This window comes from Halobaculum rarum, assembly GCF_040025155.1.
Lineage (GTDB): Archaea > Halobacteriota > Halobacteria > Halobacteriales > Haloferacaceae > Halobaculum > Halobaculum rarum.
Genome location: NZ_CP157275.1, coordinates 759,758 through 776,622, shown reverse-complemented (window position 1 = coordinate 776,622; position 16,865 = coordinate 759,758). Strand labels below are relative to the sequence as shown.

The following is a 16,865-nucleotide window of genomic DNA, read 5'->3' as shown; positions in this document are numbered from 1 at the left end:
TCCGTCTGTTCTACTTGTAGGTGAGAACGCCCGTGACACGACGATCTCCGACAACGGACCGGAGTTGAGCAGTCGCCGGGCGTCCCAGTCACGTGGGCTACACCGAGCACGAGGACCTCGGTTCCCCGGGATCCCTAGTTCTCTTCGACGTCGATCTCCCCACAAACGATTTATTCGTCGTCCGGCAACGAACAGATATGTCCAAGCACTTCGAGGACGCACGATACTACCTCGGTCGTGCGGCGGACCACGCGAAGGAGGGGGTCAAAGAGGAGCTCGAACCGGTCGAAGAGCGGGTCCGCGAGATCGTGGGTCGCGAGAAGGAACCGGAGCCCTCGCGGCTCGACCGCCTGGAGGCCGACCTGACGGAGCTGTCGAAGAAGGCGGAGGGGGAAGCGAAGGAGGCTGTCCAGCAGGCGCGCGAGCGCCTCGACGAGTACCGGTCCGGACGTAGCGAGGGGTAACGCGGCTGCTCGGCGGGAGGAACACGCACAGAGCGTGAGGGATCGAGCGTGCGCCGAAGCGTCGAACTGAACCGCTCGCCTCGGCGGCGGCGCCCGGATCAGAACGTCGGTTCGTCGCCCATGTCGTCGTCGAGGGCGGCGGGATCCTGTTGTTCGTCGACGGCGTCGGTGAAGAGGTCGCCGTCGGCCTCCCCTTCGGTTGCCTCGTCGCTCTCTACGTCGTACGCCTGCAGGCCGCGGGTGAGGAAGTCCTCGATGGCTTCCTTGCGGTTGAGGAACTCCCCCTGCTCGGCGAGGCGAGATATCTCGCTGTCGATTCGGTCGGGCAGGTCGACTTCGATCTTCGTCACGCCCGCTGGTCGGTTGTCGGGCGGGATTAATCCTCGGGTCGGTCCCGGCGGTCCCGCGACGGACGGTAAGCCTTAAGCGTGCGACCGGGGTACGTTCCCGTGCGGGTTGGTGGTCTAGTCCGGTTATGACGGCTCCTTCACACGGAGCAGGTCGGCGGTTCGAATCCGCCCCAACCCAGTTCTGAGGCGGCACCTCGTGAGGAGCGAAGCGACGAGCCGTGCCGCCGGATGGTGTCCGGCGGATTCGAATCAGAGAATGAAGTGAGCGAACGCGAGCGGAACGACCGCGGTTCGAATCCGCCCCAACCCACTCCTTCGCGGTGTCCTTCCAACGAGCGGTGCGAGGCGCGAACGAACCACCCGCGAGGTTATGACGCGAGCGCGCTCTCGACTTCCGACCGCAACGTGTCCTCCTCGACCGGCTTCGTGACGTAGCCGTCGGCGCCGGCCTTCACCGCCTGCCGCATCTGATCGCGCTGTTCGACGCTGGTGCACATCACGACGCAGGTTCCGGGGTCGCGCTCCTTGATGTCGCTGGTCGCCTCGATGCCGTTCACGTCCGGCATCATGATGTCCATCGTAACCAGATCCGGTCGGGTCTCCTCGAACAGGTCGACCGCCTCCGAGCCGTTCTCGGCCTCGCCCACGACCTCGAAGTCGTCCTCGAGGATCCCCCGGATGAGCGTGCGCTGGAACCCGGAGTCGTCCACGATGAGGATCCGTCTCGCCATGACGGACACTCCGTTGTCCCCCAAATAAGCGTTCACCCGACGGATCCGGGCGTGATAATCGGGGCGTTCACGCTCCCTCGACGTGTCGAAGGCGAGGCTCGGCAACCGGGGTCACAGTAGTTTCGACCGGGCCGCCGACGCCCAGCACGTCCGCCTCGACCGCGTCAGCGACTCCGTCGGCCGACTCACGGACGAATCCGACCGCTGATACGGAAAGCTTAGTAACTCAACCGGCCTGTGTTATTACATGGGCGTCGTCAGCGTCTCGATGCCGGACAGCCTCGTCGACCGGATCGACGAGTTCACCGAGGAACACGGCTACACCGGCCGCAGCGAATTCCTCAGGGAGGCCGCCAGGGATCTCCTCGGGGAGTTCGAGGACCGTAAGCTCGAGGACCGCGAACTGATGGGTATCGTCACCGTCGTGTTCGACTACGAGGGGACCAACGTGGAAGAGCGCATGATGCAACTGCGCCACGAGCACGAGAACATCGTCGCCTCGAACTTTCACAGTCACGTCGGCGACCACAACTGCATGGAGCTGTTCATCCTCGAGGGGAACTTGGAGCAGATCTCGACGTTCGTCGGGAAGATACGTGCGACGACCGACACCAAGACGGTCGACTACTCGGTCACGCCCATCGGCGACGCCGAGGGAATCGTTTGATCGAGCGGGCCGACAGCGCGGCGGACGATTGCGGACCAAGTGAACAACTGTTGCCGGCGGCGGCGCGGCTCGGCGATCATCGCAGAGTGGACCCGGACGCGATGCTGGCTTACTGGTGAACGCTTCTTGTATGGTATCCTGTCATGAACAGGCCGCCGTCGGCCGATCGTACCGAGTGTATTGATACCTACCCACATACCACCAGTCGCTGGGATCCGAACCAAGCTTCAATACATGGGGGATCGTACCCACGTAATGGAGTTATGGATATCTCAAACATCGCCGTGCCGGAGTTCGTAGAGGTGGACGCGGGCAAACGACTCGGAAAGATCCGCTCCATCTTCGACCGCGAGAACCCGAAGGGTATCATCGTGATGGAGGACGGCGAGTACGCGGGCGTCATCGGCGAGCGCGAGTTGATCAACTCGCGCGTCGACGACGACACGAGAGCGGCGGCGCTGATGACGTCGGCCCCGGAGGTGGCCCGCACCGAGGACGTACGCGAGGTCGCGCGCGTGCTTGTGGAGGGCAACGTCAAGATCGCGCCCGTCTACGAGGGTGAGCAGCTGTACGGCATCGTCACCGTCGACGCCATCCTCGCTGCGGTCCTCGACAACCTCGACGCGCTGACGGTCGAGGACATCTACACCGCCGACGTCGTCACCGTCCCCGAGGACGCCCACGTCGGTCAGGCGATCAACCGCCTGCGCGAGAACGGCATCTCGCGGCTCCCGGTCGTCAACGATAACGGCCGCCTGGGGGGTATCCTCACGACCCACGACATCGTGGACTTCGTCGTCCGCGACGACGACCGGCAGACGCGCGGCGACCGCAGCGGCGATATCGACCGGATGCTCGATCTGCCGGTGTACGACATGATGTCCTCGCCGGTGCTCACCGTCACCGCCGGCAAGTCGGTTCGCGAGGCGGTCGAGCTGATGATGGACAACGACATCAGCGGCCTCGTTATCACGCCCGAGGAGCGCGACGACCTGGTCGCGGGCGTGCTCACGAAGACCGACGTGCTCCGCGCGCTCACCTTCACCGAGGAGGACGCGATGGACGTGCAGGTGACGAACGTCGCCCTGCTCGATACGCTCTCGCGTGAGGACATCCGCAACTCGATCGGGAAGGTCGCGGACAAGTACCAGGAGATGCGCGTCCTCCACGCGCACGTCCGCTTCCACGAGCACAAAGAGAAGCTCCGCGGCACGCCGCTCATCCAGGCGCAGATCCGCCTTCGTACCACGCACGGCCAGGTCGCCGGCTCGGGCGAGGGGTACGGCGCCGAGCACGCCTTCCACGTCGCGCTCGACAAACTGGAGCGCAACGTCCTCGAAGTGAAAGGCGTCACCGCCGACGAGCGCTACCGCGGCCAGCTCCTCCGGAAGCTCGGCGAGCTGTAAGCCGGGAGCGCTCCCGACACGCTGAACCAGCACGGCGAACGCACGGCGGCGTGATCGCCGCCGTCTCGTGTTCTCGTACTCTCGGTTCTCCGACAGCCCGTGCGCTCGCGTGCTACCGACCGAACAGCCCCGCCAGCGTCCCACTCGCTCGCTCGTCGTCGACCCCGACTTCCGCACGGAACCGCGCGATCGCGTCGTCGTCGACGCCGCCGGCGTCGAGGCGGAGCGTGTCGGCTTCGCCCTCGGTCTCGACCACGACTTCCCGGCCGCGGGTGGCCGCATAGACGCCCAAAAGCGCCGCCCCGAGCAACAGCGAGAGCGCGCCGGCGACGCGGAGAGCGTCGTCGACGAGCGAGAGCACCGAGAGCACGCCGCCGATCATCGAGAGGAGCCCGCCGACGCCGGTCGCACCGGCGGAGTCGGGCATCGACGCGCCCATCGAGTCGAGCGACACCATCGACCCGCCGAGCACCATCGCGAGGCCGCCGATGACGGTGTACGCGATGGGACGGACGAGCCAGTCGGTCGCGGTCGAGGCGGGCGACACGTCGGTCACGTTGACGCGGTGGACCGCGCGGAGGGTCGCGCGCTCGTCGGTCGCGGGAGTGTGCGCGATCACGCGGTGGGTAGTCACGACGAGATGACCGTCTGCGACGGGAAGGCTCGCACCGACCTCCTCGCCGGCGTAGAGGTGTGACTCGATCCGGGCCGTGCCCGTGGTCGCGTCTACACCCTCGTCCGCCGCCGTACCGGCGACTGCGCCGTTGGCCGCCGCGGTGCCCGCGTCCGCGCCGGCGCCGGTACCGTCGTCGGGGCGGCCGTCGCCCCCGTCGCCGCCGCTGGCGGAGTCACGTGTCGACCCGAGACAACCGGGATCGTCGAGCGGCGACGGATCGGCGGGCGAGACGACCGTGTCGGCGCCGTCGGCGTCATCGACGCCGAACTGAACGCCGCCGTCCGGTCGGTCGCTGTCGCGGTCGTCCGCGTCGCGTCCGAGATCGAAGCCGCCCATCGGCTCCCTACTGCCCGGCGAGCTTCTCGGCGATGCGCCGGGCGCCCTCGGCGGCCGCGAGGTCTGGCTCGTCGGGAACGACCACGTTCACGTCGCGGTCGAGCTCCTCGCAGAGTCGGCGCTCGAACTCCTCGGCGAGCCCGGGGATGCACGCCATGCCGCCGGTGACGGCGATGTCGTTGTTCAGCGAGAGCTGGTACACCTTCATGTAGTCGTTGGCGAGCTCGGGGAGGAACTCGTTGGCGACCTCGTCGACGGCGGCGTCGAGGTACCAGTCGAGCGCGTCGACGACGCTGTCCTCGATGGTGAACTCGTGGGAGCCGCCGCCGGGCTGCTGGATCACGTCGGAGAACGGATCGAAGTTCCCGACGTTGCCGTGCTCCTCCTTGTACTCGCGGGCGGTCGTCAGGTCGACGTGGACGCGCCCCTGTGTCTCCTCCTCGACGTTGGCGACGATCCGGCGGTCCACGTCGTTGCCCGTCACCGAGCCCGTCGAGAACGGGACGAGCTGGTCGCCGCGGCGGTACGCGCACGCCTCGAGGTTGGTCGACCCCATGTTCACGGAGATGAACACGTCGTCGACGGCCTCGACACCGGCGCCCATCGCGGGGATGGCGCCGCACAGCGACTCGGGGTACGCGCGCATCGTGTGTGCGCCGATGTCCGAGGACTCGATGACCTCGGTGAGGTTCTCCAGCCCGGCGTCGTTGTCCATCGTCGGGATGGCGTACACGACCGCCGAATCGGCGGGGACGCCGTTGGCCGCGAGCAGCTCTCGGAAGAACCGGCTCGCCAGCTCCGCGCGCTCGTCGTCCTCCGGGAGCCCGGATCGGAGCATGTACTGAACGCGGTCGGGGTACTCGGCGGCGGCCTGCTCCCCGAACAGGGCCTTCTCCTCCCCCGTGATCGCGTCCTCGTACAGCGCGAGGCAGGTGAGCGTTCGCACCGTCGTGAGCTCGTCGCTGTCGGCGTCCTCCGGGTACCGAAGCACGGTTCGCGTGGAGCCGAGCTTCACGCCGATGGGGGTCGGGTTACTGGACTCGAAACTGTCGTCGTCTGCGGATTCGGATTCTGCTGCCATGGTTATCGGAGCGCGGCGAGGCGGGCGACGAACAGCAGGCTCGTGCGGTGGTGGCCGACGGAGAGCCGCGAGCCCTCGGTGTCGTCGAAGGCCTCGAGGTACGCCGCGAGGGCGTCCTCGACGGACTCGTCGAGCCACTCCACGTCCCGGTAGAAGGCGAGCGCCTCGCGGGCACGTTCGCGCCCGCCGACGCCGACGAGGTAGCGTAACCAGTCGAGCACGAGCCGGGTCCCGAGCACCGAGTCCGGAAGACTCGGCAGGTAGGGCCTGCTCGCGCCGCCGGCCGCCGCCTGAAGGAGGAAGGCGTCTTCCACCTGCGCCGCCCGCACGCGCGCGTCCGCTCGACCGAGGAAGTCGTCCGGCTGTGTCCACCGGGCGGGTTCCTCGTCGGCGTGCGTCGGCGCCGCCGCTCCCGTCAACGCTCGCAACTCCTTGGGGTCGTAATCGCTCGGTCTGAGCATGTCCTGGTTCGTCCGCACTCCCTGTGCCGCTACTCTCCCCTATCCGGAAACGGCCTAAATATGTACGCTCCCGAATATCACGGCTGAAACCGGACGAACGGGAAGCGGCCGCAGTCGGCACTTCGGCCGGTCCTTAGGTGCCCGCGAGCGTGAACTCGACGCGCTCCTTCTCGCCGCCCTGCGTCGTCCGCCCCTCGACGGTCACCTCGCCGATCGCGTCGGTGTTCCCGACGTGGGTGCCCGCACAGGCGGTGCGGTCGAACGGCTCTCCGTCAGTCTCTGCCCCGTCGATCTCCACGATCCGAAGCTCCGTGATCGAACTCGGGAGCAGGTCGATCCGCGTGCGCTCGGTGTCCAGTTCCGCCTCGGCGACCTCGCGGTCCATCGTGTAGTGGCGCACGGGGAGCGCGTCGTCGACGAGGGCGTTCATGCGTGCCTCGATGTCGGCCAGGTCGGCTTCGGAGAACTTCGGATGCTCGGCGTCGAGGCGCGCGCGGTCGGCGTACAGTTGGTTCCCGACCGTTCGGGCGTCGAAGTCGTCGAGCAGGACCGCCGAGAGGAGGTGTTGGGCGGTGTGATAGCGCATGTGGGCGTGTCGGCGGTCCCAGTCGAGGACGCCGCGGACGCGCGCGCCCTCGGGCGGCGCCGCGCCGTCGAGGTGGTGGTACACCGTGTCCGTCTTCTCCACGTCGGTGACGGCGAACGCGGCGCCGACCGCGTCGTCACCGTCCGCGTCGCCGCCGGTGTCGCCGTCCCCGTCCGCGCCGACAGCACCGCCGCCGGCGTCGACGACCCGGAGCGTTCCCGTGTCGTTTGGTTGGCCGCCGCCGGTCGGGTAGAAGTGGGTCCGGTCGAGGACGACGCGCTCGTCGAGCGACCGCTCCACGGTCGCCTCGAACTCGCCGACGGTGCTGTCCGCGAGATACAGCTGATCGGTCACGCCCGGACGTGAGCGCCGGGCGCACTTAGCGGTTCGCGACGCGGCGGGCCGGACTGGCGGACCGCTGATCTCCGCGGTCCGGGGCGATCCCCCCGGTTCGTCGGGTCCGACCTGTCGTAACGACTAAGGACGGAACAGGCCGTATCGTTCCGTAATGAGAACGACATTCGTTTCTTCCCAACTCGATCTGTACAGGGGGTGGCCGCAGTGGGCGTCGAAATAAAGGGCTCGCGCGTCTCCGCCGAGGAGTTCGCGGACATGGAGCATTTCGTCCGCGAGTACCTCGCCGCGTCCGTCGAAAGCGAGGACGACGGCGGCCGGATGCGGTGGTACCCGTGGCACTCCGCGGAGTACCGCTTCAACCACATCCTGAACGTCGTCGAGATCGCCGAGACGATCGCCGCCAAGGAGGGCGCCGACACCGACGTGGTGCGGGTGTCCGCGCTGTTTCACGACGTGTCGAAGCTGGAGGCCGAACAGGACGTCCACGCCGAGGAGGGCGCCCGCGTCGCCCGGCAGTACCTCGAAACGCACGGCGACTACCCCGAGTCGTTCGTCGCCGAGGTGTGCTCGGCCATCGAGGACCACTCCTTCCAGGGGCCGGTGACGGATCTCTCGCTGGAGACGCAGTGTCTCATCGAGGCGGACCTGCTCGACAAGGTCGGCGCCAACGGCACCACGCTCATGATCCTCCGAATGGGCTACGAGGCGCGAACCCACATGGACACCGCCGAGATGGTCCAGCGCGTGTTGGAGCGCGGCCGCGAGCACGCCTCGCGCGTCGAGAGCGACGCCGCCGAGTCCATCGCCCACGAGCGCATCAAGCGCGTGAAGTGGTTCCGCGAGTGGCTGGAGGACGAGGTACGCGAGATGAGCCACGACCGCGAGTTCGACGAGATCTGACGCCGGGAGGGACGCCCGGGCACCCGCGTCGCCGCCGCGTCCGCGGCGAGCAGCGGTCGCGTCCCGGTCACGGGCGGCGTCGCCGACGCCGACTTACAGCGTGTCGAGCACGCCGATCACGCGCTCTTCGGCCTCTCGGCCGGGATCGTGTTCGCTCCCGTCGCGGTCGCTCTCGCGGTGCTCGGAAACGGTGCGCTCCATCGCCTCCGCGAGCGGCGTCGACTCCCACCCGAGCGCGGCCAGCTTGTTCGTGTCGAGGACGTGCGGGTAGTCGCGGTAGAGGATGAAGTCGTCCGCCGCGAGATCGGCGGCCGCGAGTTCGCGCTCGCCCGCGTGGACGACCTCCACGTCGGTGTCGGCCGCGTCGGCGATCAGGTCGACCATCTCCTCCATCGTGACCAGCGTGCGGTCGCCGACGTTGTACGCCTCGCCGGGCTCTCCCTCCTCGGCGACGGTCCGCAGGGCGCTCGCCACGTCCTCGGCGTACGCGCGGTGCCAGAGGTTCTGGCCGTCGCCGGGGACGACCACGCGGTCGTGATTCAGCACGCGGTCGACCCAGTAGTCGAGCCGCTCGGTGTAGTCGTGAGGGCCGTAGACGATGCACGGGCGGACGCTCATCGCGTTGACGTCGTCCTCGGCGGCCGCGACGATCGCGCGGTCGCCCTCGGCCTTGCGCGGGCCGTACGACTCGTGGGAGTCGTCGGTCGCCTGCTCGTCGGTGCACGCACACAGCTCGGTCTCGCCCTCGCGTTTGGGGATCTCCTCGACGCCGTAGGCCGACCCCGAGGAGATGTACACGTAGCCGTCCACGTCGGCGAACACGTCGGTGGCGACGCGGACGTCCTCGGGGTAGTAGGCGACGCAGTCGATCACGACGTCGGGTTTCACGGAGAGGGCTGCCGCCTTCAGGTCGGTGTCGTTCCGGCGGTCGCCCTCGACGTGGTCGACGCCGTCGACGTCCGAGAAGGGGTTCTCGTGGTTCCCGCGGTTGACGATCGTGACCTCGTAGCCGTTGTCGAGCAGGTCCTCGACGACGTGTTGCCCGATGAACCGGGTGCCGCCGATGACGAGCGCGGTGTCTGCCATACGCGGGGCCTCGCGGGCGGCGGCCGAAAACCTCGCGGTCCCCGGCGGCCTCGCCGGCTCGTCGTGGTCGCGTGGGTGCGGGTGAACGAACGACGCTATTCGTCGTCCTCGTCGCGCAGGGCCGCGATCACCGCTTCCTCCGTCTCCCGCTCCAGCGACTCCTCGGGGCCGGTGACGCCCGCCTCGACGTGCGCCCGCGCCGTCTCGGCGACGGACTCCGCCGGCGGCGTCGACTCCCATCCGAGCGCCGCGAGCTTCCCGGTCGACACGAGCATCGGCTCGGGCATGTACAACGGGAACGCGCTCGGCTCCACGTCGTGGGCGGCGAGCTCCCGTTCGCTCGCGTGCACCGGCGTCACGTCCGTGTCGAGGCCGTCCGCGATCAGTTCCAGCGAGCGGTCGAGGGAGTACGCCGACCGGTCGGCGGCGTTGTACGCCTCGCCGGGCTCGCCCTCCTCGGCGACGAGCAGGAGCGCCCGGGCGAGGTCTTCCACGTACACGCGGTGGAGCAGCGAGCCCCCGTCACCGGGGACGAGCACCTCGTCGTGTTCGGCGACACGGTCGACCCAGTAGCCGAAGCGCTCGGTGTAGTCGTGGGGGCCCTGGACGAGCATCGGTCGGACGGCCATCGCGTCGACGCCCGCCTCGGCGGCGGCGAAGACGGCGCGGTCGCACTCGGCCTTGCGCGGACCGTAGCTCTCGGCGTCGTCGACGTCCTCCTGCTCGGGCTCACAGGGGTGCAGTTCCGTCTCGTCCTCGCGCATCGGCACGTCCCCCGAGAGGTAGGCGGAGCCGGAGGAGACGTACACGTACCGCGCGTCGGCGAACACGTCGGTCGCCTCGCGCACCTCGCCGGGATGGAGCCCGACGAAGTCGACGACGACGTCCGGATCGACCGCGTCGCGGGCGGCCTCTAGGTGCTCGCGGACGGTCCGGTCGCCGGTCCGGTTGGTCACGCCCGCTCGATCCGCGAAGGGGTCGGCGTGTTCGCCACGTGTGACGGTCGTGACGTCGTATCCCGCGTCGAGGAACGCCTCGACGGTGTGTCGGCCGATGAAGCGAGTGCCGCCGACGAACAGCGCGGTGTCGTAGCTGGGCATGCGATCGCGTTCGGGAGAAGGGTGAAAGCCGTTCGCCTCCCGGCGGTTCGAGGGCGAGCGAGCGGGGTCAGTACTCGGTATCAGCCGCGAGGGCGTCCCGCGCGGCCGGTCGAGAGCTCAGATGATCGAGCTCCAGATCGGCTCGATGAGGAAGAACAGCGCCTGGTAGCCGGCGTACGCGATCACGAGGACCGAGGCGACGAGGGCGCTGTTGGGCCGCTCGATCTCCATGTTGTTTCGGGCCTCGACGCGGCGGGACTCGTACTCGAAGAAGTCCGAGATGACCATCCCGACGACGAGCACGGACAGCACCATCCCGCCGTGCGGTTCGACGACCATGAACGCGAACGACAGCACGATGAGCAGGACGTTCACGATCTCGTGGGGGAGATACCGGCTCAGGGCATCGTCGTCGTCTCCCTCGTCGGCCGCGCGCTCGAAGCTCCGCTGTGCGAGCAGCCGAGTGACCACGTTCACGAGCACGACCACGAGGATGACGTACGGCAACACCCCCGCCACGGACTCCAGCGCCCCGAGGGGGACGAGGAATTCCAGCGGTGACGGTAACATAGGGGGAAATCGGTCCACGACTCATTAGAAGCTTTCCAATCCCGTGCGGGGGTGAGGCGGGACGAACCGAGGTGAAGGGAACGAGATGGGGGAGGGGTCGACCCGAGAACCGGCCGGAACATCGGGGACTGCCGGCCGGGTCAGCGTCGCGACGCTGACCCGGCCGGCAGCGGCACCCGAACGAACGGAACGTGGCCGTCGACTTCGATCTGGATGTCGGCCTTCGGCGGGACGACGCCGGCGGTCTCGCCGTCGACGATCAACTGCACGTCGCAGTCGTCGCGCTCGACGCGCACCACCGCCTCGTCGGCGAGCACCCACGTGTCGGCGGTCGTCGCGAACGGCGAGACGGGGACCACGGACAGGCCGGTCCCCGGCGCGAGCACGGAGCCGCCGGCGGCGCGCGCGTATCCGCTCGACCCGGCGGGCGTCGCGACGACGACGCCGTCCGATCGGACCCGAGCGATCGGCTCGTCGTCGTCGCTTTCGCTGACAGTGTACTCCGAGATGCGCGCCGGCTCGACCGTCATCAGGGTCGCGTCCAACGCAGCCCGCGCCCGACGGTCGCCGTCGACGGCCACCGAGAGCGTCGCCCGCGACTCCGTCCGCCCGTGCCCGCCCGCGAGCGCGGCCAGTGCGGCCTCCGCGTCGACTCGCCGAACGGCGTGTCGTCCGTCGCCGGCGTTGACCGGGAGGACCGGCGCGGACGGGTCCCCGAGGACGGTCTCGACGAGCGCGCGCTCGCCGAGGGTGACGACCGCGTCCGGGTCGGCGTCGGCGGCGACGATCGCCCCGCCGGCGGCCTCGACCGCCTCGCGGAGGATGCCGTCGTCGCCCGCCAGCGCCGCGCGGAACTCGGTCATGGTGCCGGAGGTTGACCGGGCCCCGACTTAACCAACGGGGTATCGCCCGCGGGAACGGTGCCCCCGGCTACCGGTCTCCGCGGTCGCGTGTCCCTACTCGAGGACGGTTCCGTCGTCGTCGTACGGCCAGTCGTCGATCACCTTCATGCCGGTCGCCTTGTCCTCCGCCTCCAGCGCGGCGGCGATCTCGCTCGGCTCGCGGCGGGCCACGTCGGTGTCGGCGTCGGCCAGGTCCGTGACGAGCGCGGTCAGGAGGACCGCCTGCTCGCGGAGGTTGCGCGACTCCAACTTCTCCAGCGTGTCGGCCTCGGTGTGTCCCCAGCCGCGACCGCGCCCCTCGGTCTCGCCGGAGACCATGTAGCCGGGAACGCCGTGGATCACGAACGGCCAGTGGTCGCTGTGGGGGACCTGCTCCTCGCTGGTCGACACGGGGTGATCGAAGCGGTCCGCGAGGCGATCGGCCGCCGCGGTCAGGTCGTCGAACCCGTGCGTCGACAGCGACAGGGTCCGGCCGAAGACGTTGGAGTCGACGTTGACGATCGCGTCGATCGCGTCGCGGTCGGCGCGATCGGCCTCGACGCCGGAGCCGACGAGGCCGACCTCCTCGGCGCCGTAGGCGACGAAGCGGACGCGAGTGTCGAGTTCGTCCTCCATTCCGGCGAGCGCGTTCGCGACCTCGACGATCGTGGCGGTGCCGGCGCCGTTATCCATCGCGCCCTCCGCGATGTCGTGGGCGTCGACGTGCGAGGAGACGAGGACCTCCTCGTCCGTCTCGGGACCGAGCTCGGCCATCGCGTTGCCGCTCGTCGTCTCCGGTGTCTCACAGTCGACGTCGACGGTCACCTCCTCACCAGTCGAGCGGCGGGCGAGCCGGGCGCCGACCTCCGCGCTCACGCCGACGGCGGGGATGTCGCCGATGGGGTCGTCGTCGGTGCCGACCGAGCCCGTCGGCGGGAGCTGTCCCTCGACGTGGTTGCGGAAGACGAACGCCGCTGCGCCGTGGTCGACGGCGTAGTAGTACTTCTCCGTGCGGTGGATGAAGCGGTCGACGTCGTCGGGCGTGTCGGAGGACACCATCACCACGTTGCCCTCGATGTCGCCCTCCTCGAAATCAGCGGGGACGCCGTACCCCAAGTCGACGAACTCGCCCGACACCTCGCCGGCGGGCGAGCGCGGCAGCGCGATGCAGTGTTCGGGTCGGCCGTCGGCGTCGATAGCGGCCTCGCCCCGCACCCACCCCTGTAGGTCGAACTCGTCGATCCGGGCGTCGCGACAGCCCGCCTCGGCGAGGGCGTCGCGGACGAGTTCGAGCCCCTCGCGCTCGCCGGGCTGGCCCGCCATGCGGGTGCCGACGTCCACGAGGTCCTCCAGGAGGGTCCACCCGACGTCGCTCGTGAACACGTCGCCGATCCAGTCGGTTCGCTCGGAGATATCTGTCACGCTCGCCCGGTACGCGGGTTCGAACAAAGAGGTTCGGGAGCCGGCCGCCGGGGCCGGAAGTCGACGGCGGCGTTCGACGGCGGTGTGCGTCAGCATCCCGGCGGCGTTCGGTGGGACCGTCAGCGCCGCGTGGCGGTGTCGGCGGCGCGTGGCGGTGTCGCCGCCCGTGCTATCGGGCGACGCGGACGAACTCGTAGGCGTACACCCAGTTGAGCAGTAGGTAGGTGACGACGCCCAGGGTGAGCGAGACGATCCACGTGCCGGCGGCGATCCGGCCGACGCGCTTGTGGGGCGTCTCCGTCCGCAACTCCTCCGGCGTGTGCGTCCACCCGAGAACGATCGCGTACAGCACGACCGGCACCGTCACCACCGACAGCACGATGTGGATCGCGAGCATCGCGAAGTAGCCGATCTCGACGGCGCCCGCGTACGCGCCGAGAAACGCGGTCTCCCGGATGACGATGTGTTTCTCGCCCGGGCCGCCGCCGACCCTGGTGAGGTACATGACGAGGAACACCATGATCAGGCCGAACGAGGCGCTCATGGCGGCGGCGTGCTTGCGCACCTCGCCCGCGCGGATCCAGCGCCACCCGAGCACGAGCAGCACGGTCGTCACGGTGTTGACCGCGGCGATGGCGTGGCTCAGGAGATTCACCTCGCCTTGCGTGAGCGACGGGAACACCGAGTCGGGGACGACGCCCGCGAACGTCCCGATGACGAGCGCGTAGCCGACGACCGACACCACGGCGACCGTGGCGCGCGGGTACTCTTTCACGGTGCCGAGCGGGCCGCTCGCGTCCGCTGTTGCCATTGCACGCGATTGGGGCGGGAGCGACTTGCGTCTTCGGGTTCGGGCTCCGGCGTCGACTCGACTCCGGGGAAAAGCCTACACGCGCGGACGCGGACTCGACTGCTGTGTCCCCCTACCCTCCGGTGTCGTCGCCGGCGTTCCCCTCCTCGCTGTCGACCGCGCTGTCGTGGGCGGGCGACTGGTGGGAGCTGTGGGCGCTCATCGCGGCCGGCTTCCTCGGGGTTCGCCTCGCCCCGGCGCTCGTCTCCCGAGCGGAGCGCCCGACTGCGCTTCCCGAGGGGGTCGCTCGCGCGGTCGAGCGCGCCGGCGTCCCCGCCGACCGCGTCGGCGTTCTCCGACGTGACGGACGGGTGGTCGCGTACGCCGCGGGGCTGACGGCCGGCCACGGTCGAGTGTTCGTCTCGACCGGGCTGTTGCGCGAACTCGACCCTGAGGGCGTCGCGGCGGTCGTACGGCACGAGCACGCCCACCTCGCCAGAGGGCACGTTCCCCTCCGGGTCGGCATCCCCTGCGCGTACGCCGTCGCGTGGGCCGTCGACGCGACGCTGTTCGGGCGCGCGGGGCTCGTCGTCGGCGCGGTGCTCGTGATCCCGCTGGCGTACCTCTCGGTGCGGGTCGCACGTTGGACCGAGTACGACGCCGACGCGGTCGCCGCCGGCGGCGCGGGCGACGACTTTCGCGACGCGCTCGCCCGACTCGCGGCCGGGGGTCACCTCGGCCGGACGACCCCCGCGGGCGGTCGCCTCCGTCGACTGCTCGCGTCGCTGTCGATGCACCCGCCGCTCGGAGAGCGGCTGCGGCGCCTCGACGAGCGACCGGACGGTGCGAGGGACGCTCGAGTATCCGATGGGCCGTCGACGCGCACGGCTCGCGGAGACGATTGAGGTTCGAGAACCGCAGTCCCCGGCGATCGACCGCCGACCTCAGATGACGCCGGTGAACGTGGCGACTTCGACCGCCGCGTCCTCGTTGACACCGTCGCCGAGGATGGTGTAGCGGTCGCGGATGGTGTGTGCGGTCGTGAGCGCCTCGATCGCGGTCTCGTCGTCGATGCCGAGTTCGGTCGCGGTCGTGGGGGCGCCGATCGCCTTGAGGGCGTCACGGATGGCGCGCCACTGGCCGTTCTCGCCCGTGTGGAGGTACTCCGTGAGAATGGACCCGACGCCGACTTGGTGGCCGTGGAGCCCCGGTGACTCGGCGATCCGGTCGAGCTGGTGGGAGAACAGATGTTCGGCGCCGGAGGCCGGCCTCGAGGAGCCGGCGATCGACATGGCGACGCCCGAGGAGACGAGCGCCTTCGAGACGATCCACGAGGACTCCTCGAGCCCCTGTTTGATCGAGTCGGCGCTGTCGACGAGCATCTCGGCGGTCATCTCCGAGAGCGCGCCCGCGTACTCGCTGTACTCGACGTTCTTCAGCCGGCGCGCGAGCCGCCAGTCCTTGACCGCGGTGTAGTTCGAGATGATGTCGGCGCAGCCGGCGGTGGTGAGCTCCCACGGCGCGTTCGCCATGATCTCCGTGTCGGCGATGACCGCGAGCGGCGGGTCGGCCGCGACGGAGTGGCGCGTGTCGCCCTCGGGGATCGACGACCGGCCGGAGACGATGCCGTCGTGGCTGGCGGCCGTCGGCACCGAGACGAACCCGACCCCGAGCTCGTCGGCGGCCATCTTCGCGAGGTCGATCGGCTTGCCGCCGCCGAGCGCGACGAGGAACGTCGCGCCGGCGGCCTCGGCCGCCTCGACGATCTCCGCGACGGCGCCGAAGCTCGCCGAGTCGACCGTGACGGTCTCGACGCCGTCGAACTGCGCGCGCAGGCGGTCGCCGGCGAGGTCGTTCGGCGTCGGCGAGGTGACGAGCAGGGGCGTGCCGGCGAGCGACAGCTCCGAGACGGCCGTCCCCACGTCGTCGAGCACGCCGTGCCCGACGAGGACGTTCCGCGGGAGCTTGATCCAAGTCGACTTCGCGAACATAGCCGCTGGTTCCGCGTGGGGATGTAAAGGGGTTGCCGTGTCGCCGAACCGCTCGGACCGACTGCGTGAACGGCCAGCACGAACGGCCGGCGCGAACGATTACCGAGGCGAGCGTTCATATAGGGTGACGGGCCCATCGTCGCCGATGCGGTGACAACGAACCCGGCGCGTCAGCGGGTGTGCGACCACACGCGTCGGGACGGAACCGGTCGCCTGTTCGCCCCGAACACCGTCCAGCGACGGCGCCGGTGTCGGCTCCGGTGATGGAACCGATCTCGACGGCTCACACCAACGGACCGAGGGTTCGCGCCGCATCGAACAGGAAGGCGACGCCGAAGCCGCCGAGCAACAGCGCCGACAGCGCGGCGACGACCGGCGCGAGCGCCTCGACTCGCCGCTTGGCGGCGACGAGCGCGCCCGGGAAGCCGGTCACCCACAGGCCGATACCGCCGAAGAAGCCGATCACCAGCGCCGGGCTCCCGGTCTCGACGACGAGCGTTCCCGCGAGCTCCGTCACGTCGGCCGCGCCGAACACGTCGATCTCCCCCGGTTCGAGCAGTCCGACGCCGACGGTGAGCCAGAACAGCACCTGATAGGGGTTCGCCAGCGCCAGCGCCAGCGCCTTCCGGAACCCCGCCGACTCCTCGTCGACCAGATCAGCGTCGACCGCGAGGAAGGAGCCGCGGATCTCTCGGGCCGCGCCGTACGCGTAGTACAGCATGAGTACGCCGCCGACGCCGACCATGAGACCCTTGACGAGCGGCGCGTCGTTCAGGAATCCGACGACGCCCACGAGCGAGAGGACGAAGAAGATCGCGTCGGCGGTCGCCGCGCCGAGGCCGGCGCGGACGCCGGCGGTCCACCCGCGGAGGACACTCTCTTCGGCGATGACGGCGTTCATCGGTCCCGGCGGCGCGGCCAGCGCGAGGCCGAACACGACTCCGGCGACCAGCGAGGCGGCGACTGACACGTGCGGTACCGAGGGGCGCTGCCGTGAATAACGCCGCGGT

General features: G+C 69.6%; 20 protein-coding genes and 1 tRNA gene. 7 read left to right on the top strand and 14 right to left on the bottom strand.

What is annotated here, in order from left to right; genetic code table 11:
- The first annotated feature begins 197 nt into the window (after positions 1-197).
- A complete protein-coding gene (locus ABJD39_RS04040) occupies positions 198-464 on the top strand; it encodes a DUF7553 family protein (RefSeq protein ID WP_348612384.1) in 267 nt (88 codons plus the stop codon).
- A 98-nt stretch (positions 465-562) separates the two neighbouring features.
- Here the strand turns inward: ABJD39_RS04040 and ABJD39_RS04035 are convergent, their stop codons facing one another.
- Positions 563-814 (bottom strand): DUF7120 family protein, encoded by a 252-nt coding sequence (locus ABJD39_RS04035; protein ID WP_222916638.1) that lies wholly within the window; start codon positions 812-814, stop codon positions 563-565.
- A 103-nt stretch (positions 815-917) separates the two neighbouring features.
- Here ABJD39_RS04035 and ABJD39_RS04030 point away from each other — a divergent pair.
- A tRNA-Val gene (locus ABJD39_RS04030) sits at positions 918-992 on the top strand.
- 190 nt (positions 993-1,182) lie between these two features.
- On the opposite strand, the gene ABJD39_RS04025 is transcribed toward ABJD39_RS04030, so the two are convergent.
- Positions 1,183-1,545 (bottom strand): response regulator, encoded by a 363-nt coding sequence (locus tag ABJD39_RS04025; RefSeq protein WP_348612382.1) that lies wholly within the window; start codon positions 1,543-1,545, stop codon positions 1,183-1,185.
- An 82-nt stretch (positions 1,546-1,627) separates the two neighbouring features.
- Between ABJD39_RS04025 and ABJD39_RS04020 the strand changes: the two genes are divergently transcribed.
- The 3 genes from ABJD39_RS04020 (at position 1,628) to ABJD39_RS04010 (ending at position 3,618) form a co-directional block, all read left to right on the top strand.
- A complete protein-coding gene (locus ABJD39_RS04020; RefSeq protein WP_348612380.1) occupies positions 1,628-1,753 on the top strand; it encodes a hypothetical protein in 126 nt (41 codons plus the stop codon).
- 39 nt (positions 1,754-1,792) lie between these two features.
- Positions 1,793-2,212, top strand: a complete 420-nt coding sequence (nikR, locus tag ABJD39_RS04015; RefSeq protein WP_348612378.1) for a nickel-responsive transcriptional regulator NikR — start codon at positions 1,793-1,795, stop codon at positions 2,210-2,212.
- A 263-nt stretch (positions 2,213-2,475) separates the two neighbouring features.
- Complete coding sequence (locus ABJD39_RS04010; RefSeq protein ID WP_348612376.1) at positions 2,476-3,618, top strand: CBS domain-containing protein; 1,143 nt, start codon at positions 2,476-2,478, stop codon at positions 3,616-3,618.
- Between the two features lie 112 nt (positions 3,619-3,730).
- On the opposite strand, the gene ABJD39_RS04005 is transcribed toward ABJD39_RS04010, so the two are convergent.
- The 4 genes from ABJD39_RS04005 to ABJD39_RS03990 form a co-directional block, all read right to left on the bottom strand.
- Positions 3,731-4,630, bottom strand: coding sequence for a hypothetical protein (locus ABJD39_RS04005; protein ID WP_348612374.1), 900 nt, complete (start codon positions 4,628-4,630; stop codon positions 3,731-3,733).
- 7 nt (positions 4,631-4,637) lie between these two features.
- Positions 4,638-5,711, bottom strand: a complete 1,074-nt coding sequence (locus tag ABJD39_RS04000; protein ID WP_348612372.1) for a hypothetical protein — start codon at positions 5,709-5,711, stop codon at positions 4,638-4,640.
- A gap of 2 nt (positions 5,712-5,713) precedes the next feature.
- Positions 5,714-6,172: a FlaD/FlaE family flagellar protein gene (locus tag ABJD39_RS03995; protein ID WP_348612370.1), complete on the bottom strand. Its 459-nt coding sequence runs from the start codon at positions 6,170-6,172 to the stop codon at positions 5,714-5,716.
- A 133-nt stretch (positions 6,173-6,305) separates the two neighbouring features.
- A complete protein-coding gene (locus ABJD39_RS03990) occupies positions 6,306-7,112 on the bottom strand; it encodes an alanyl-tRNA editing protein (protein ID WP_348612368.1) in 807 nt (268 codons plus the stop codon).
- A 207-nt stretch (positions 7,113-7,319) separates the two neighbouring features.
- Here ABJD39_RS03990 and ABJD39_RS03985 point away from each other — a divergent pair, with 207 nt between their 5' ends.
- A complete protein-coding gene (locus ABJD39_RS03985) occupies positions 7,320-8,015 on the top strand; it encodes an HD domain-containing protein (RefSeq protein WP_348612366.1) in 696 nt (231 codons plus the stop codon).
- Between the two features lie 93 nt (positions 8,016-8,108).
- Here the strand turns inward: ABJD39_RS03985 and ABJD39_RS03980 are convergent, their stop codons facing one another.
- The 6 genes from ABJD39_RS03980 to ABJD39_RS03955 all read right to left on the bottom strand — a co-directional run bounded on the left by ABJD39_RS03980 (position 8,109) and on the right by ABJD39_RS03955 (position 13,885).
- Entirely contained in the window at positions 8,109-9,101 is a 993-nt protein-coding gene (locus tag ABJD39_RS03980; protein WP_348612364.1) for an NAD-dependent epimerase/dehydratase family protein, read from the bottom strand.
- Positions 9,102-9,196: 95 nt separating this feature from the next.
- The gene (locus ABJD39_RS03975; protein WP_348612362.1) at positions 9,197-10,201 is read right to left on the bottom strand and encodes an NAD-dependent epimerase/dehydratase family protein; all 1,005 of its coding nucleotides are present in this window, start codon (positions 10,199-10,201) and stop codon (positions 9,197-9,199) included.
- 117 nt (positions 10,202-10,318) lie between these two features.
- Positions 10,319-10,771, bottom strand: a complete 453-nt coding sequence (locus ABJD39_RS03970; RefSeq protein ID WP_348612360.1) for a DUF7313 family protein — start codon at positions 10,769-10,771, stop codon at positions 10,319-10,321.
- A gap of 140 nt (positions 10,772-10,911) precedes the next feature.
- On the bottom strand, positions 10,912-11,634 hold the full coding sequence (locus ABJD39_RS03965) for an ATP-NAD kinase (RefSeq protein ID WP_348612358.1): 723 nt from the start codon (positions 11,632-11,634) through the stop codon (positions 10,912-10,914).
- A 93-nt stretch (positions 11,635-11,727) separates the two neighbouring features.
- Complete coding sequence (locus ABJD39_RS03960) at positions 11,728-13,065, bottom strand: M28 family peptidase (RefSeq protein WP_348613691.1); 1,338 nt, start codon at positions 13,063-13,065, stop codon at positions 11,728-11,730.
- A gap of 178 nt (positions 13,066-13,243) precedes the next feature.
- A complete protein-coding gene (locus ABJD39_RS03955; protein WP_348612356.1) occupies positions 13,244-13,885 on the bottom strand; it encodes a DUF420 domain-containing protein in 642 nt (213 codons plus the stop codon).
- A 104-nt stretch (positions 13,886-13,989) separates the two neighbouring features.
- On the opposite strand from ABJD39_RS03955, the gene ABJD39_RS03950 reads away from it, so the two are divergent.
- Complete coding sequence (locus ABJD39_RS03950) at positions 13,990-14,769, top strand: M48 family metallopeptidase (protein WP_348612354.1); 780 nt, start codon at positions 13,990-13,992, stop codon at positions 14,767-14,769.
- 39 nt (positions 14,770-14,808) lie between these two features.
- On the opposite strand, the gene ABJD39_RS03945 is transcribed toward ABJD39_RS03950, so the two are convergent.
- Positions 14,809-15,855, bottom strand: a complete 1,047-nt coding sequence (locus ABJD39_RS03945) for an NAD(P)-dependent glycerol-1-phosphate dehydrogenase (RefSeq protein WP_348612352.1) — start codon at positions 15,853-15,855, stop codon at positions 14,809-14,811.
- Between the two features lie 283 nt (positions 15,856-16,138).
- Complete coding sequence (locus ABJD39_RS03940; RefSeq protein ID WP_348612350.1) at positions 16,139-16,825, bottom strand: LysE family transporter; 687 nt, start codon at positions 16,823-16,825, stop codon at positions 16,139-16,141.
- Between the last annotated feature and the right edge of the window lie 40 nt (positions 16,826-16,865).

Bases quoted from the DNA above. Each gene is read 5' to 3' on its own strand.
- ABJD39_RS04040 (WP_348612384.1), top strand. From the start codon at position 198: ATGTCCAAGCACTTCGAGGACGCACGATACTACCTCGGTCGTGCGGCG.
- ABJD39_RS04025 (WP_348612382.1), bottom strand. From the start codon at position 1,545: ATGGCGAGACGGATCCTCATCGTGGACGACTCCGGGTTCCAGCGCACG.
- nikR (WP_348612378.1), top strand. From the start codon at position 1,793: ATGGGCGTCGTCAGCGTCTCGATGCCGGACAGCCTCGTCGACCGGATC.
- ABJD39_RS04010 (WP_348612376.1), top strand. From the start codon at position 2,476: ATGGATATCTCAAACATCGCCGTGCCGGAGTTCGTAGAGGTGGACGCG.
- ABJD39_RS04005 (WP_348612374.1), bottom strand. From the start codon at position 4,630: ATGGGCGGCTTCGATCTCGGACGCGACGCGGACGACCGCGACAGCGAC.
- ABJD39_RS04000 (WP_348612372.1), bottom strand. From the start codon at position 5,711: ATGGCAGCAGAATCCGAATCCGCAGACGACGACAGTTTCGAGTCCAGT.
- ABJD39_RS03995 (WP_348612370.1), bottom strand. From the start codon at position 6,172: ATGCTCAGACCGAGCGATTACGACCCCAAGGAGTTGCGAGCGTTGACG.
- ABJD39_RS03980 (WP_348612364.1), bottom strand. From the start codon at position 9,101: ATGGCAGACACCGCGCTCGTCATCGGCGGCACCCGGTTCATCGGGCAA.
- ABJD39_RS03975 (WP_348612362.1), bottom strand. From the start codon at position 10,201: ATGCCCAGCTACGACACCGCGCTGTTCGTCGGCGGCACTCGCTTCATC.
- ABJD39_RS03970 (WP_348612360.1), bottom strand. From the start codon at position 10,771: ATGTTACCGTCACCGCTGGAATTCCTCGTCCCCCTCGGGGCGCTGGAG.
- ABJD39_RS03965 (WP_348612358.1), bottom strand. From the start codon at position 11,634: ATGACCGAGTTCCGCGCGGCGCTGGCGGGCGACGACGGCATCCTCCGC.
- ABJD39_RS03955 (WP_348612356.1), bottom strand. From the start codon at position 13,885: ATGGCAACAGCGGACGCGAGCGGCCCGCTCGGCACCGTGAAAGAGTAC.
- ABJD39_RS03945 (WP_348612352.1), bottom strand. From the start codon at position 15,855: ATGTTCGCGAAGTCGACTTGGATCAAGCTCCCGCGGAACGTCCTCGTC.